This window comes from Bartonella sp. CL71SXKL, from assembly GCF_042194935.1.
Classification (GTDB): domain Bacteria; phylum Pseudomonadota; class Alphaproteobacteria; order Rhizobiales; family Rhizobiaceae; genus Bartonella.
The window spans coordinates 175,640-191,197 of the sequence record NZ_JBHINI010000002.1; the positions used below are offsets into that span (position 1 = coordinate 175,640).

The following is a 15,558-nucleotide window of genomic DNA, read 5'->3' on the forward strand; positions in this document are numbered from 1 at the left end:
AAATAAAAGAATATATAAAAATTTATTTCAGTAATAACGATACAACAAAAAATATTAACCCATTACATCCTTTTTGCTATTGCGGCCTGAGCTGCTGCTAAACGAGCAATTGGTACTCGAAAAGGAGAACACGAAACATAATCTAGGTTATTTTCTTCGCATAAAGTAATAGAAGCAGGATCACCTCCATGTTCACCGCAAATTCCCAATTTTATTTTTGCACGCTTTGAACGTCCACGCTGTACAGCAATGGTAATAAGTTCCCCTACTCCATCACGGTCAATAGACACGAAAGGATCTTGCTCTAAAAGACCTTTTTGAAAATAGGTTGCTAAAAAAGGAGCAGCATCATCACGGGAAATCCCAAAAGTAGTTTGTGTCAAATCGTTTGTTCCAAATGAAAAAAATTCAGCAGTTTCAGCAATTTCATCTGCTCGAAGTGCCGCCCTTGGAAGTTCAATCATCGTCCCAACCATATATTGAATAGTGCTTCCCTTTTCCTTCATCACTTCTTCAGCAACCTGATCAATACGCGCTTTTACAAAATCGAGTTCAGATTTAAGCGCAACCAGTGGCACCATAATTTCAAGCATAACAGGAGATCCAGATTTTTGGGCAGCTTCTGCTGCTGCTTCAAAAATCGCCCGCGCTTGCATTTCTGCAATTTCAGGATAAGTAATAGCTAAACGGCATCCTCGTAATCCAAGCATAGGATTAAATTCGTGCAACTGCTGAGCGCGTTCAGCAAGCACTTCAGCAGAAACCCCCATAGCTGTTGCAACATCAAGAATTTCTGCTTTCGTTTTAGGCAAAAATTCATGTAATGGTGGATCTAGCAAGCGGATAGTAACAGGTAAACCACACATAATTTCAAATAATTCACTAAAATCTGAACGCTGCATTGGCAAAAGCTTATCTAGTGCTTTACGACGACCACTTTCATCATGACTTAAAATCATTTCACGCATAGCAACGATACGTTCATCAGAAAAAAACATGTGCTCCGTACGGCAAAGACCTATACCTTCAGCCCCAAAAGATCGCCCCATACGGGCATCAGATGGTGTATCAGCATTAGCGCGAACTCTTATACGTCGCATCCCATCAGCCCATTCCATTAATTTTGCAAAGTCTCCGCAAAGCTGAGGCTGCAACATTGCAACTTTCCCTTTGAAAATTTCTCCACTTCCACCATCAATTGTGATAACATCACCTTTTTTTAAGCTTTCTCCTGAGGCAAACAACGTATTTGTGTTATAATCAATCCGCACACTGCCAGCACCAGAAATACATGGTTTTCCCATCCCCCGCGCAACAACAGCAGCGTGACTTGTCATACCGCCACGCGTTGTTAAAATTCCTTCTGCAGCATGCATACCATGAATATCTTCTGGGCTTGTTTCTACACGGACCAAAATAACTTTGCGACCTTCCGCCGACACAGTTTCTGCCTCTTCTGAAGTAAAAACAATTTCACCAGTTGCGGCTCCAGGAGAAGCAGGTAAACCACGTCCTATAACAAAACGTTCTGCTTTAGGATCAAGTGTTGGATGCAAAAGTTGGTCCAGCGACTTTGCATCAATACGCATCACAGCCTCTTCACGGTTTATTAACCCCTCCTCAACCATTTCAATTGCCATCTTGAGAGCCGCACGAGCCGTGCGTTTTCCTGAACGAGTCTGAAGCATCCATAATTTACCTTTTTCAATGGTAAATTCGAGATCTTGCATATCCCGATAATGCTGCTCAAGCTTCTGCGCAATCTGACATAATTTCAAAAAAGCCTCAGGCATAATTTTTTCTAACGACGGTCTATTTGAACCAGCAACAATACGCGCACTTTCTGTAATATTTTGAGGCGTTCGAATGCCCGCCACAACATCTTCCCCTTGCGCATTAACTAAAAATTCACCATAAAGTTCTTTTTTCCCTGTCGATGGATTGCGTGTAAAAGCAACACCTGTTGCCGAATCTTCTCCCATGTTACCAAAAACCATAGCTTGCACATTAACTGCCGTTCCCCAACTTTCAGGAATGCTATGTAAACGGCGATAAGTAACTGCGCGTGCCGTCATCCAACTTGAAAAAACGGCTCCAATTGCCCCCCATAACTGTTGTTCAGGATCTTGTGGAAAAGGGGTTCCTAATTTTTCTTCAACATAGGCTTTATAAGAAATAATAACATTCTTCCAATCATCTGCTGTCATTTCTGTATCAATAGTGTAACCATTGCATGCCTTTGCTTCATCAAGAATCTCTTCAAAATACGAATGGTCTAGCCCCAAAACAACGTTAGAATACATTTGGATAAAACGCCGATAACTATCATAAGCAAAACGTTCATTATTGGCTTGTAAAGCAATGGCTTTTACAGTCTCATCATTCATGCCAAGGTTAAGCACTGTATCCATCATCCCTGGCATAGAAGCCCTAGCCCCTGAACGAACAGAAAGCAAAAGTGGCTTTTGCTCACTCCCAAATTCACGTCCTGTTTGTTCACCAACACGTCTTAGTGCTTGCTTAACAGATTCCTGTAGCTCTTCTGGATATGATTTGTCATGGGCGTAATAAAAATTACAAACTTCTGTTGTCAGCGTAAATCCTGGCGGTACGGGCAAACCAAGATTACTCATTTCTGCCAAATTAGCCCCTTTACCTCCGAGAAGGTTACGCTCACTTGCACTTCCTTCTGCCTTTCCATCTCCAAAACTATAAACCCATTTTTTCACTGTACAAATCCTCCCATATCAGCATCAAAACATCATTCAACCGAGGCTCACTTAAAAGCAATGATTTGATTCAAAATTGGCTCAAAAACAATATCGCTTCATAAATGCATAATATTAATCCTTCCAAAGGAGATAATGGCCAAAAGTATCACTATCCATCTTCTGGAAGATTAAGATTCAGTTTTTAAGAAAACTATCAATCACCGAAAAAAATTCTTCTACTTTCATGGCACCTTCATATTTACTACCATTAATAAAGAAAGTAGGTGTTGCTGTGACACCAAGCTCTTTACCGCGTTCAAAAGATGCATTTACTTCATCTAAAATGGACTGATTTTTCAAACAAGCAGTAAAACTTTCATCTGTAAAACCAGCCATTAAGCCAATTTTTTTCAATGGTGTTAGAGCATTTTTTCCGAAAGCCCATTCATTTTGTTTTTGAAATAAAACTTCTATCAAAGGAAAATAGCGATCTTCTGGTGCACACCGTGCCAACATAAAACCTGCTGTTGCCCGAGGATCAAAAGCATATTCTCGGAAAATAAGTTTTACTTTTCCTGTTTTGATATATTTTTTACGAATTTGGGGAAGTATATCATTATAAAAATGCGCACAATGGGTACATGTCAACGAAGCATACTCAACAATGACGACTGGTGCATCCGCCTCTCCCTCAAAGCGATCCTTTACTTTACCCGATTGGAGAAGCTCTGCCATATCAACAGTTGTTGCCACTGGTTTGGGATCACGCGCTAAAGCAACTGTTACACTGTTTTGTACAATCGTTATGAAGAGAAAAATTATCCCGAAAGATAAAAAAGAACGATATTTTACCATAAATAATACTTTTCTGTTGTTATTAACGAATAGGAATCCAATGCTTTCTCATATATTAAAGAAAAATATATAAAATATCTTCCTATTTATTATTTTTTTCCAAGAAAATGCAACAGCCAAGTTTATAAAGTGCTTGGTGCAAGCTTTTATCTTCAATTCCTTCAAGCATTTTTTCCACGCATTTTTTGTCTTGTTCACTCAAAGGCGGTTTTAGAGGCAAGTGATTCATAAAAACCGACATACTCCTTTGCTCAATCTTGATGCGATCAATAGCAATATAGCCAAAAAATCCGTTAATTCTATGAAGTAATTCCTCTGTTTCATGCATCAATTTTAACGCAGCAAATCCTTCACATGCGACAACAAGTGTTGCTGGCTGAAAAACTTCATCTTGATCTGCACGACGTTTCCAAATAATTTTAAGCGGCATTGTATGTTCACTAATATCATAGCCCGCAATCTGTGGCCAATGTTCTATAAGCGCTACATTAAGCCCTGTCCGTTTGCGTAAAACTGGATCAAGTATTTTGTATACCGTCTCAGAAAGAGAATAAAAGATACGTTTTTTAAGTTGTTTTCTCATTTTTAGATCATTGTTCAACCGCTTACTAAATTAAAATCATTTGTTTCATCTAGAAATTGTTGCCTCCTCAATTTATGAAATATCAACAAAATAAAAAGCCTTTTCTCACCAGAGCCTTGACAATAAAGAGCAAAAAACATGAATTACAAAATAAATAATTTTTTCTTTTGCATTTTATATCTCCCTATGCTTGAAAGCAATCATGTATGAAATTTCTTCGCACCTCCTTGCTTGGTACGATCAAAATCACAGACATCTTCCATGGCGGATTACCCCTGAAAAGCAAAAACAAGGTATCCGTCCTGATCCTTATCAAGTTTGGCTTTCTGAAATCATGCTTCAACAAACAACCGTTGAAACAGTTAAGCCTTATTTTAAAAAATTTCTAAAACTATGGCCTGATCTTTTCTCTTTAGCAAAAGCCTCACAAGATGATATCATGAAAGCATGGGCTGGACTTGGTTATTATTCACGCGCACGTAATCTTAAAAAATGTGCGCGACAGCTTGTTGAAAACTACGCGGGACAATTTCCACAATCTGTAAAAGAATTGCGAACTCTAGCCGGTATTGGAGATTATACTGCCGCAGCCATTGCTGCGATTGCTTTTAACCACCCTGTAGCAGTGGTTGATGGTAATGCCGAACGTGTGGTAGCGCGACTTTTTGCTATCACTTCAATATTGCAAAAAGCAAAAGTTGAAATTAAAGAAAAAACACAAAAAATTACTGCTTTAAATCGTCCTGGTGACTTTGCTCAAGCAATGATGGATTTGGGAGCAACAATTTGTACTCCACGCAAACCATCTTGTTATACCTGCCCTCTTCAATGTTTATGCAAAGCAGAAAAGATGCAACAACCGGAGTCTTTTCCAGTTAAAGCCCCTAAAAAAGAACGCCCTTCAAAAACAGGTATTGCTTTTGTGGTCCTTAATAAAAAGAGACAAATTTATTTGGAAAAACGACAGACACAAAAGCTCCTTGGTGGAATGACCCAAATTCCTAACAATATTGGCATAAACAACGAAAATGGGCTCCAAAACGCACCCTTTACTGCCAATTGGCAATTCAAGGGACAAATTACACATGTTTTTACTCACTTTTCTCTAAAACTCGATGTTTACTATACCGAAGATGTTCATGAAATGAATTGTGAAAATGGTTGGTGGTGTAACATTCAACATCTTACCGAAGAAGCATTACCTACTGTTATGAAAAAAGCCATTTCCGTAGCACTTCCCAATTCTTTCAGATTTAAATAACCTTCCCTATTCATAAAAATGTTTTCTAACAGAGACTTTTGTATCTCTAGCAATTATTTATTAATCTGCAAAAGAAAAATTAAAAAAATGAAATAACCAATTTTTTCTACAGATAAGAATTAAGGAGGAATAGAAAAGCTTAGAAATCTTAAATTTAAATTTCAGGTTCTATCCTTTTTTCGCTTATGAAGGAGTAAGTCGGCTCCATCGTTATATTTACCAGCCCCCTCAACATCCCTTGGTACGTGAAACGGTTCATAAGAGGTATTTTTAGTTCTTTCGTTAACAATTTTTATTCACACGCCAACCCCGTTTATGACATGCAAGCAAGTAATTTTCATCGATTCAATATGGAACAAGTTTGAAATGAAAAAACTTGACGATATTCCGAGGGCAATTCAATATGAGTTGCGTTAAATTATCTTTATAAATAAATACATTTTACGCACTTTACAGATGTACGTATTCAAAAAAGCACTTAATTTGGAACTTCTGAATGAACCTTTTAATTCTGATATTTCATTTTTATAAGCTTATATTGAAATTTTACTGTCTTGGAACTAAAACTAGAACATAGAGTGAAAATTTCTCATTTTAATTTCTTCTACAAGAAGCATAAAAATACTCGCTTGCCGCTTACAAGCGAGATTAGTGTGTCAATAAAAAACATCTAAGAAAGGCATAAAACGCCCTCACGTCCATCTTAATCAAGATCAGGTACATTGGTGGTCAATAGAATGAAGCGATCAGCTTAGTTCATAAAACACCCGTTTTTAACATTTGTGAACGTATAATCATTCTTAAATGATCTATGGACTTCAACCGTCCATTTTCCTCATAATACCAAAAGGTCCAACCATTACAACTCTGCGAATCTTGAGCCTTTCTTCCCATTGCGTGAATTGAACCCGCTTCACCACCATGCATAATCGTACCATCAGCTCTTACAATAGCAGATACTTGCTTCTTACGATCATAAAGAACTTCTCCAGGATAGAGTAAACCTGCTTCAAGCAAACTGTTGAATGCTACGCGCGGTTCTGCTTTTTTTCTATCCAAAATCGCTAGTTCTGGTTGCGCTAAAGGTTGAACCGCCGCAATTCTCTCACATGCTGCATCGATGTAATCTTGCTCGCGTTCAATCCCAACAAAATCACGCCCTAAAAGCTTGGCAACAGCACCTGTTGTTCCCGAACCAAAAAACGGATCGAGAATAACATCACCAGGTTTACTAGAAGCCATAATAATACGCGCTAATAACGCTTGCGGTTTTTGTGTTGGATGCAATTTACGCCCTGAATCATCCTTTAAACGTTCAGCTCCAGTGCAGAGAGGGAAAAGCCAATCTGAACGCATTTGTAGATCTTCATTTGCCGCTTTTAAGGCATCATAATTAAATGTGTACTTTTTATCTTTTTGATCTCGCACGGCCCAAATAAGCGTCTCATGAGCATTTTGAAAACGGCGCCCTCGAAAATTAGGCATCGGATTATTCTTGCGCCAAATAATATCATTAAGCATCCAAAAACCTAAATCTTGTAATGCCGTCCCAACCCGAAAAATATTATGGTAAGATCCGATAACCCAAAGTGTTCCGTTGGGTTTTAATACACGACGACAAGCAAGCAACCATGCACGGGTAAAAGCATCATAAGCAGCAAAACTCTCAAACTGATCCCATGCATCATCAACCGCATCAACAAGCGAATGATCTGGACGGTATAAAGCTCCATCCAATTGCAAATTATAGGGTGGATCTGCAAAAATCATATCAACAGAATGTTTTGGAAGTTTTTCTAGAACGGAAACACAATCTCCTTTAAAAATTTTATTGCGCCATGGCATTTGTGAGGGGATACGAAGGAAATCTTTTTGAAGCTGAATAACTGTCATGAAAAACCCAACAAAATTAACTAAATTTGCCCTATAATCAACTAAAATAGTTTATAGGCCCGCATTACCAATCCATATTTACAAAATAGCGTAAACGTATCGTTAAAATTCTACAAAATTGATAATTGTTTTTGTTTTTTTAGTAAAAAAAACTTTCACATGAATGAAACCTTAATTTTCTTTTTTTCAATGTACTGTTCCCATATCTTTTATTTCGTAAAAGAATTAAGAATCATTTTCAAAACTTATTTTTATGAAATAAGATCCTCTCAATATCGTTTTCATGAAAATTGTCCATCTCGTAACATGTAAAGGAATATCTTATGCCTCAGATAGATCTTATTATTTTTGATTGTGACGGAGTTCTCGTTGACTCTGAATATCTTGCAGCAAAAATTGGATCACAATTGCTCAAACAAACAGGATATGAAATATCACCCGAAGAATTGAGTGAGCGTTTTGCAGGGCTTATCTTTCGCGATATTCTTAAACACGTTGAACAGGAAACAGAAAAACCAATTTCTGCTCATCTCATAGACCAAATGACTAATATTTTTCGTACACAAATAAAAACTAAATTACGGGCTATTGATGATGTAAGAGAAGCTGTAGAAATTATTCAAACACGCTATCCCTACTGTATCTGCTCTAATGCAAAAAGCGTAGATATAAAAGAGATGCTCACCACGGTTGATCTCTATGACCTTTTTGAAGGTAAAATATTTTCAGCACCTGAAGTTGGAACAAAAAGAACGAAACCGGCCCCTGATGTTTTCCTTTTTGCCGCACAACAATTACAGGCAGAGCCCCAAAACACTATCGTTATAGAAGATTCACTTCATGGTGTACACGCAGCCATAGCAGCAGGCATGCGTGTCATCGGCTTTACGGGAGGATCACATAGCTATTTTGGCCATTCTAATGCACTTGCAGAAGCTGGTGCAGAAACAGTTATTGCAAAACATGCTCATTTAGGAGAAGTCTTAGAAGCAATGGCAGTATGGCGAGATCTATTATAAAAAATCTCTTGAATATATCAATTTGTAAACTCTTGTAAGAAGCATTTTTATTCAAATGTCCTTCTCTTCTCGCTGCTCCTTTTATAATAACTTCAATAAATGCGTAATTCACGACACGGGTGAATTGCATCTCAATGTGAAGGAAAAATATAGCGCCTCATTGAAATCATAAGTCTGTTAACCATTGCACGTGCTTTTAAAAAAGCAAAAAACAGGGGTGCCAACTCATAAAAATTAAACCCTGCTTATCTATCTCAACTCCGATATCCCACTCCCAACCTCAGCAGCTCATCCTGATAAATTATTATATTTGTCAAAAAAGGAATATTACGATGCCTTGCTCGATAAGATGTGAGAATTGCTAGCCTCTTTCATCTGATCAAAAAAATCACATACTATGGTAAAATTGTAAGGGATGTGCCTATTGATCATGGAAAAAAATATTAAAATTCGCGGAATCTATGGAACACAAGAGTTTATTGAAAATGACAAAAGCGTCCTTGTTGAGTTACACGGGCTTATATTTACTCAATCCAAATCTCGTAAACTTGTTGAAGGCTTATTTACTTTGCTGCTCAAACAGTATTTTAACAGCATCAATTAGTACAACCTCCCTAAGATTACAAAAAACAAAAAGAATACATTTTTATGAAAAATGTGCCTTTTATAAAAAACATTTCATACCAAGTAATTTACAGACAACATGTTGATTTATAATCAATAATTAATCATTATTCAAATTAAGCAAAAAAACCGAATATTGTAAGATCCTCTCATTTAAAATCTGGATAAGCTGAATTAAAGAAATAAAAATGCCTTTTAATGAATTATCTCAAAAGGCAAAAATTAGTAGCAACATTAGGAGCGAGCAAAGTGTATGGCACTGCCATCTTTCTTCTTTATAAACGTCAAAAATTCTGATGTCCTAAGAATTTTATATTATGGGACTTTATCATCATATATAGCGTTGCAAAATAGGCTTGAGTACCTTGAGAACGGTTTCTTTAAAAAAGCACTTAAATATGAAACATACAATCATGTTAAACAACGTACAGAGATACCAGTAGTTGCTCAAAATTTTCCAAAAGCACTTAATAGACTTTTTAAATAAGCAATGAAATCAGATCTTTTCAAAAGTAATCCAACTTTAGGAAAAACACCCTTTCTAAAAATAAAAGCGGCTTTTCAGTTTGGAAAGAAGAACATGTCGAAAAATATTATCCAATGCTGATCTTTCGGCACTCATAAATATGTCTGAATTGACATTCTTCTATACACTTTACATCATAGTAATACGCCGCTCACATTGGCGAGAAAAAGATAATATCATTTATCTCTATCCAATTCGAGCTCTACTTTCCACTATGAGAGAGCTGTATATTTTTTAGTATCTATAACATATTATTATCTATAAGATAAATGTATATAATTAATAGTTAAGTAAGCAGTAGTATTATGCTATCATTATGCAATTAATAATCATTGAATAATAACTTGATAATATCTATATAACACATATTATTACAATAATGACTATCTATAATAACTCATATAAATAATAATATTTTAACGTGTCCATTAATATTTTAATTTTTTAATAATATTTTTATAAATACATCATAATTTTTATGTTTTTATTATAATATCTATAATAAATAAATTTATATATATTTATTATGTAAAAAGTTTGATCAACTTTATTATTTATAATTGTATTAAAAAAAATAACATTAATATCATTTTATAAAAATCATACGATAACCACGTGTTGTTTTATATATAACACATAATAAGATATTTCATAAATTTTTTTAAAAAATATTTTTGTAATTATTACTGTTACTTTTTTACAATAATAATTATAAAAAATTACAGTTATATTTTTATATGTATTTTTATTATTGACTAAAAATACATATTGAAATATATAAATTATATATAGTGTGAGATACATAAACATTATGTATATTTCTTACATATATAACTTAAAAATATTTGAGGTAAAGTTATGATAAAAATATTTAAAAATTATATCTTAAGCATTTTTATAGCGAGCACTTTTTTTATTTCACAAACTGTAAATGTTAATGCAAACTATTTGAAAAATGATACTCCAAAAGAGGAACTTTCTGTTTTCCCAATGGAACAAGTAAAATATGCGACATCCGATGTAGTTTCTACGACTGCTTTCTATGTTCCATCTGTAAATTATCAAACAGAAAATGGAACAACTGGTGAAGGAAAATTAGAAAAGGTCGTTGAGCCTATAACTATAGGAATGGGACTATTGTTTACTGGATATGCAATGAGCTTTATAGGATCGATAATAAGTTGGATAAAGGACATAGTCTTGATGTTCAAATAATTCAACCTCATCTAGAACTCTAGAATATTAGCTTCATTATGTGTCTATAATTTATTGTAAATAATTACATAATGAAGCTCATCTTTCTACAAAATATAAATGTTGTAGATTATATCCAAATATCCAAAGTATAAATTTACGCATATATATAGTATAAAATATTTGAGGTAAATTATGATTAAATTATTTAAAAATCATATATTAAGTATTTTCATTATGTCTGCCTTTTCTCTTTCTCAGGTTGTAAATGTACATGCAAACTCTTTGCAAAATAGTACTCATCGTGAGAATACTTTTGTTTCTGCAATAAAGCAGAAAAGAAAGGATGCAGTCCATACCGTTTCTCTCTATAGACCCAGTTTAAATCGTGGAGTGAGTAATGAAACTACTATTGAAGGAAAATTTGAAAAGGTCGTTGAACCTCTTACAATCGGGGCTTTTGGTATGGGGATGGCACTTGGATATGCATCAAGTACGATAGGCATGTTTTTAGGATGGATAATAAGTAAAATAATATCGTGTTTTAAATCTCGTTAGAATTGAAATTTCATCAGAATAAAACCTTCTCATATGAAATATAAACTATGGATATATTCTGTGTTGATCGATTGTTGATGACAAAAAACTAATGAATTATCACACTAAGAATGAAAAAAGCTTTAAATGCTTCTGTTTCTCTCAATGTGCACTAATTCTGCCGACGAATCTATTCAATTCAGATTAAAATAAAAGTAAAAGTATTGGTGAAAAATTATGATTAAAGTATTGAAAACTTACGTATTAAATATTTTAATAGCAGTTTCTTTTTTGCTTTCACAAGTTATAAATGTTCATGCCAATCATTTGAACAATGATACTCAATGGGAAACTGTCTCTTTAATAGAACAAGGAAAGAAAAAAGCTATCGATATAGCGGCTCTTTATGTCCCAAGTTTCACTCATAAAGCAAAAAGTGAATCTGCCTTTGAAGGAAAATTTGAGAAAGTGTTTGAACCAATTACGCTAGGAATTTTTTCTACAGTAGGAGCTTTAGGTTTTGGATTCTTGACTGGATTTGTTATGTCCATATTTAGCGGGATAATCGGATGTGCAATAGGAAAAATTAAAGGAAAATAATTCAAAGATACTCAGTATTTTTTCTATTAAAAATGAGAATACTTTACAGCCTGCTTCACATCATTTAGCAGGCTGTTGTATGTTTTCTATGGATAAACTTTAAGTTACCATACTGTATAGCATAAATATAATATCTATTATTATACAAAATGATAAATTATGCTAAAAAAAGATTATGCAAAGTATAGATTTGCGCACGAAATGCCATAAAATTACCTTATAAATCTTCCAGTGTGAATTCTGAGATGTATCATTTTAACATTCGGTTTAGCAGATGTAATTGTTACAAAGTATTAAGAGCATAAAATAACTATGAATGATTGAGTTTTATACAAAAGTTCTTCAGTAACTACCATTCTATCTATTTAATTTTATTATTTTAGAAGGTGCACAAGTGAAGATACGTTGTAAAATTTAAGTGAGTGAATAATAGAGAGGAAATTTTCATCTGCAACAGATTTTCTGTGAACATTTGACGTTTATATCTTAAAAATAAAAATGCTTAAGACTATTTCCTTTCATTATTGAGTTAAAAAGAAGAAAAAAAGCTCTATCCATTTAATAATTTAAATATTATGAAAAACGTGAAATAAATAACTTCACCAATTTGCCAGAAATAAAAAAAGGATAAGACTTATGGAATATATCAGCACGAGAGGTGAAGCTCCTGCTTTAAGCTTTACGGAAACAATCATGACAGGGTTGGCAAGTGATGGGGGACTTTATTTGCCAGATAAATTTCCTCAGCTATCATTTGATGCGTTACGAGCACTTCGTGGTCAGTCCTATACAACAATTGCTAAAACTATTCTGTGGCCCTTTGTGAATAACGAAATCGAATATACAGCTTTTGAAAATATGATCGCTGAATCTTATGCAACCTTTCACCATCCAGCAATCTGTCCGTTACGACAAACTGGAGCAGATGAATTTATCCTTGAACTCTTTCATGGTCCTACTTTAGCTTTTAAAGATGTAGCAATGCAGTTTCTTTCTCGACTGATGGATTATGTTTTGACTGAAAAAAATAGATGTGCAACGATTATTGCTGCAACATCAGGTGATACAGGTGGAGCTGCGATACAAGCTTTTGCTGGAAAAGAACACTCAGATATTTTTATTTTATTTCCTAAAGGACGTGTATCACCTGTTCAACAACGGCAAATGACAACCAATCAATGTTCAAATGTTCATGCCATTGCCATTGAAGGAAATTTTGATGATTGCCAAGCCCTTGTCAAAGCAATGTTTAATGACCACAATTTTCGTACAAAAAGAGCACTTTCAGGTGTGAATTCTATAAATTGGGCGCGTATCATGGCGCAAATTGTTTACTATTTTTCATCTGCACTTTCTTTAGGAGCTCCTGATAGAGCTGTTTCATTTACTGTTCCTACTGGAAATTTTGGTGATATTTTTGCAGGTTATGTCGCAGCCCGTATGGGATTACCCATTGCTCAACTGGTCATCGCAACGAATGATAACGACATCCTTGTACGTACATTGACCAGTGGTACTTATGAAACACAACCAATAGTCCATACAACATCACCTTCTATGGATATTCAGGTCTCTTCTAATTTTGAACGTTTGCTCTTTGAAAGTGGCAATCGTGATCCAATCTGGATTCGCAATGCAATGGAAAACTTGAAAAAAACGGGGCTCTTTACTCTTGATGAAAAGCAACTCAAAAATATTCGTTCCCTATTTTCCGCCGGGAAAAGCAACATGGCTACAACAGCTCAAACAATTGATAGTGTCTATAAGGAAAGTGGCTATCTTGTTGATCCACATACAGCGGTTGCTCTTCAAGTAGCGCGTGAAAACAAAAAACCGCATATTCCAATGATCGTTCTTGCCACGGCTCATCCAGCTAAATTTCCTGATACGATTAAAAGCGCTTGTGGCCTTCATGCTCCATGGCCATCTCATCTCAATGATGTAATGAAACACGAAGAACATTTTATAAGTCTTGCTAATGATGAAAAAATAGTAAAAGATTATATTTCTTTAAAATCGCGTGCATCTTATTAAAGTTAGCTGCATTAATTTAAATCAAGAATATTCTAATACCTTTACAATGAGGTATTTAGCTTATTAATGGAGTTGTAAATACATGGATGTAGATATATGTCGCCTTAATAATGGTTTGACTATCGCCACACATACAATGCAACAAATTGATAGTGTTGCCCTCGGGATATGGGTTAAAGTGGGCTCACGCAATGAAACCTCCACACAGCATGGTATTGCTCATCTTCTTGAGCATATGGCTTTTAAAGGAACCGAAAACCGCACTGCTTTTCAAATTGCAACCGATATTGAAGATGTTGGCGGTGAAATAAATGCTACAACCAGTATTGAAACAACAGCTTACTTTGCACGTGTACTTAAAAGCGATATCCCTCTTGCTATAGATATTTTAGCCGATATTTTAATGCATTCAAAATTTGACGACAATGAACTAGAACGAGAAAAACAAGTAATCTTTCAGGAAATTGGTGCTGCCCATGACACTCCTGATGATATTGTTTTTGATCATTTTACAGAAACAGCCTTTCGTCATCAATCCCTTGGGCGCTCTATTTTAGGAACAGCTAAAACTATTCAATCATTTACATCTACTGATCTCCATGATTTCATCAATAAACAATATAGTGCAGATCGTATGATTGTCGTTGCAGCAGGAGCTGTAAAGCACGAAAGTTTTTTGCGAGAAGTTGAAAGTCGTCTTGGTACTTTTCGCTCCCATTCAACCGCACCTCTTACTAATCTTGCAAATTATGTCGGTGGCGACTTTCGTGAATATCGCGATTTAATGGATACACAAGTTGTTCTAGGGTTTGAAGGACGCGCTTATCACGCGCGTGATTTTTATGCGGCCCAAATTCTTTCAATCATTCTTGGTGGTGGTATGTCTTCACGTCTTTTTCAAGAGGTAAGAGAGAAACGTGGATTATGCTATTCTATTTATGCTTTTCATTGGGGATTTTCAGATACTGGACTTTTTGGTGTTCACGCAGCTACCGGACAAGAAGGGCTCAAAGAACTTATTCCTGTGATTCTTGATGAACTTTCCAAGGTCAGCAAAAATATTCACGCCAATGAACTGCAACGAGCACAAACGCAATATCGTGCGAACCTGACAATGTCACAGGAAAATCCTTCTAGTCAAGCACATCTCATTGCTCGCCAAATACTCCTTTATGGTCGACCAATTCCAATATCGGAAACAATTGAACGCCTCAATCTCATTACTCCTAAAAGATTAACTGATTTAGCACATCGTCTTTTTACAAACTCCACACCAACACTAACTGCTGTCGGACCTGTAGGACCCCTCATAAATTTTGATGATTTAACGTCAACTCTTTCATACAAGCTAAAGTAAAAACTTTTTTTCAAAGCAGCATCACAATAACATCACATATTTTATCATAAAATTTACCACAAAAGCTCTTCTCATTAAATAAGTTTTGGAAATATTGGGCAAAGAGGCGTACAAAACTACCCAATTCATACTTCATGTGATAAAGATTCTAGTGAGTGAAGGTATATCCGTGAAATTTGGAAATTCATGATTTAACTTTGCCCTTTTAAAATATAAAACTTCATTCGCTTCAAGTTCTATTGGAGCAAATGGGTATGTGGTTTATTTGTATATAAAATCACATAACTTAAGAAAAAGTGATACCAATTTATTATGTAAATAAATTATAAAAGGTGGACGTTTTTTCTCAAAAATAGAAATGAAA

13 protein-coding genes are annotated in these 15,558 nt (G+C 35.1%); 9 read left to right on the forward strand and 4 right to left on the reverse strand.

Features of this window, described 5'->3' with window-relative positions; all coding sequences use genetic code 11:
• Nucleotides 1–62 precede the first annotated feature (62 nt).
• From ppdK to ACFILA_RS01915, 3 genes are all read right to left on the reverse strand, one after another.
• Nucleotides 63–2,729 carry a pyruvate, phosphate dikinase gene (ppdK, locus tag ACFILA_RS01905; RefSeq protein ID WP_375660552.1) on the reverse strand — a complete coding sequence of 889 codons (2,667 nt, stop codon included), beginning with the start codon at nucleotides 2,727–2,729 and terminating at the stop codon, nucleotides 63–65.
• A gap of 177 nt (nucleotides 2,730–2,906) precedes the next feature.
• On the reverse strand, nucleotides 2,907–3,566 hold the full coding sequence (locus ACFILA_RS01910; protein WP_273791562.1) for a DsbA family protein: 660 nt from the start codon (nucleotides 3,564–3,566) through the stop codon (nucleotides 2,907–2,909).
• Between the two features lie 82 nt (nucleotides 3,567–3,648).
• Complete coding sequence (locus tag ACFILA_RS01915; protein ID WP_273791561.1) at nucleotides 3,649–4,149, reverse strand: DUF721 domain-containing protein; 501 nt, start codon at nucleotides 4,147–4,149, stop codon at nucleotides 3,649–3,651.
• Nucleotides 4,150–4,351: 202 nt separating this feature from the next.
• Between ACFILA_RS01915 and mutY the strand changes: the two genes are divergently transcribed.
• Nucleotides 4,352–5,410, forward strand: coding sequence for an A/G-specific adenine glycosylase (mutY, locus tag ACFILA_RS01920; protein ID WP_375660553.1), 1,059 nt, complete (start codon nucleotides 4,352–4,354; stop codon nucleotides 5,408–5,410).
• A gap of 756 nt (nucleotides 5,411–6,166) precedes the next feature.
• Here the strand turns inward: mutY and ACFILA_RS01925 are convergent.
• On the reverse strand, nucleotides 6,167–7,255 hold the full coding sequence (locus tag ACFILA_RS01925; RefSeq protein WP_375613050.1) for a site-specific DNA-methyltransferase: 1,089 nt from the start codon (nucleotides 7,253–7,255) through the stop codon (nucleotides 6,167–6,169).
• A 371-nt stretch (nucleotides 7,256–7,626) separates the two neighbouring features.
• Here ACFILA_RS01925 and ACFILA_RS01930 point away from each other — a divergent pair, with 371 nt between their 5' ends.
• The 8 genes from ACFILA_RS01930 (at nucleotide 7,627) to ACFILA_RS01965 (ending at nucleotide 15,194) form a co-directional block, all read left to right on the forward strand.
• Nucleotides 7,627–8,322, forward strand: a complete 696-nt coding sequence (locus ACFILA_RS01930) for an HAD family hydrolase (protein ID WP_375660123.1) — start codon at nucleotides 7,627–7,629, stop codon at nucleotides 8,320–8,322.
• A gap of 424 nt (nucleotides 8,323–8,746) precedes the next feature.
• Nucleotides 8,747–8,926: a hypothetical protein gene (locus ACFILA_RS01935; protein ID WP_375660554.1), complete on the forward strand. Its 180-nt coding sequence runs from the start codon at nucleotides 8,747–8,749 to the stop codon at nucleotides 8,924–8,926.
• A 273-nt stretch (nucleotides 8,927–9,199) separates the two neighbouring features.
• Nucleotides 9,200–9,433, forward strand: a complete 234-nt coding sequence (locus ACFILA_RS01940) for a hypothetical protein (protein ID WP_273791557.1) — start codon at nucleotides 9,200–9,202, stop codon at nucleotides 9,431–9,433.
• An 897-nt stretch (nucleotides 9,434–10,330) separates the two neighbouring features.
• Entirely contained in the window at nucleotides 10,331–10,687 is a 357-nt protein-coding gene (locus ACFILA_RS01945) for a hypothetical protein (protein WP_273791363.1), read from the forward strand.
• A gap of 174 nt (nucleotides 10,688–10,861) precedes the next feature.
• The gene (locus ACFILA_RS01950) at nucleotides 10,862–11,224 is read left to right on the forward strand and encodes a hypothetical protein (protein ID WP_273791362.1); all 363 of its coding nucleotides are present in this window, start codon (nucleotides 10,862–10,864) and stop codon (nucleotides 11,222–11,224) included.
• A 216-nt stretch (nucleotides 11,225–11,440) separates the two neighbouring features.
• Complete coding sequence (locus tag ACFILA_RS01955) at nucleotides 11,441–11,803, forward strand: hypothetical protein (RefSeq protein ID WP_273791361.1); 363 nt, start codon at nucleotides 11,441–11,443, stop codon at nucleotides 11,801–11,803.
• Nucleotides 11,804–12,439: 636 nt separating this feature from the next.
• Nucleotides 12,440–13,837 carry a threonine synthase gene (gene thrC, locus ACFILA_RS01960; protein WP_273791360.1) on the forward strand — a complete coding sequence of 466 codons (1,398 nt, stop codon included), beginning with the start codon at nucleotides 12,440–12,442 and terminating at the stop codon, nucleotides 13,835–13,837.
• 82 nt (nucleotides 13,838–13,919) lie between these two features.
• Nucleotides 13,920–15,194 carry a M16 family metallopeptidase gene (locus ACFILA_RS01965; protein WP_375606400.1) on the forward strand — a complete coding sequence of 425 codons (1,275 nt, stop codon included), beginning with the start codon at nucleotides 13,920–13,922 and terminating at the stop codon, nucleotides 15,192–15,194.
• The last annotated feature ends 364 nt before the right edge of the window (nucleotides 15,195–15,558 follow it).

What these genes read in the sequence shown, in the direction of transcription:
- ACFILA_RS01910 (WP_273791562.1), bottom strand. Translation starts at nt 3,566, where the DNA reads ATGGTAAAATATCGTTCTTTTTTATCTTTCGGGATAATTTTTCTCTTC.
- ACFILA_RS01915 (WP_273791561.1), bottom strand. Translation starts at nt 4,149, where the DNA reads ATGAGAAAACAACTTAAAAAACGTATCTTTTATTCTCTTTCTGAGACG.
- mutY (WP_375660553.1), top strand. Translation starts at nt 4,352, where the DNA reads ATGTATGAAATTTCTTCGCACCTCCTTGCTTGGTACGATCAAAATCAC.
- ACFILA_RS01925 (WP_375613050.1), bottom strand. Translation starts at nt 7,255, where the DNA reads ATGCCATGGCGCAATAAAATTTTTAAAGGAGATTGTGTTTCCGTTCTA.
- ACFILA_RS01930 (WP_375660123.1), top strand. Translation starts at nt 7,627, where the DNA reads ATGCCTCAGATAGATCTTATTATTTTTGATTGTGACGGAGTTCTCGTT.
- ACFILA_RS01940 (WP_273791557.1), top strand. Translation starts at nt 9,200, where the DNA reads ATGGCACTGCCATCTTTCTTCTTTATAAACGTCAAAAATTCTGATGTC.
- ACFILA_RS01945 (WP_273791363.1), top strand. Translation starts at nt 10,331, where the DNA reads ATGATAAAAATATTTAAAAATTATATCTTAAGCATTTTTATAGCGAGC.
- ACFILA_RS01950 (WP_273791362.1), top strand. Translation starts at nt 10,862, where the DNA reads ATGATTAAATTATTTAAAAATCATATATTAAGTATTTTCATTATGTCT.
- ACFILA_RS01955 (WP_273791361.1), top strand. Translation starts at nt 11,441, where the DNA reads ATGATTAAAGTATTGAAAACTTACGTATTAAATATTTTAATAGCAGTT.
- thrC (WP_273791360.1), top strand. Translation starts at nt 12,440, where the DNA reads ATGGAATATATCAGCACGAGAGGTGAAGCTCCTGCTTTAAGCTTTACG.
- ACFILA_RS01965 (WP_375606400.1), top strand. Translation starts at nt 13,920, where the DNA reads ATGGATGTAGATATATGTCGCCTTAATAATGGTTTGACTATCGCCACA.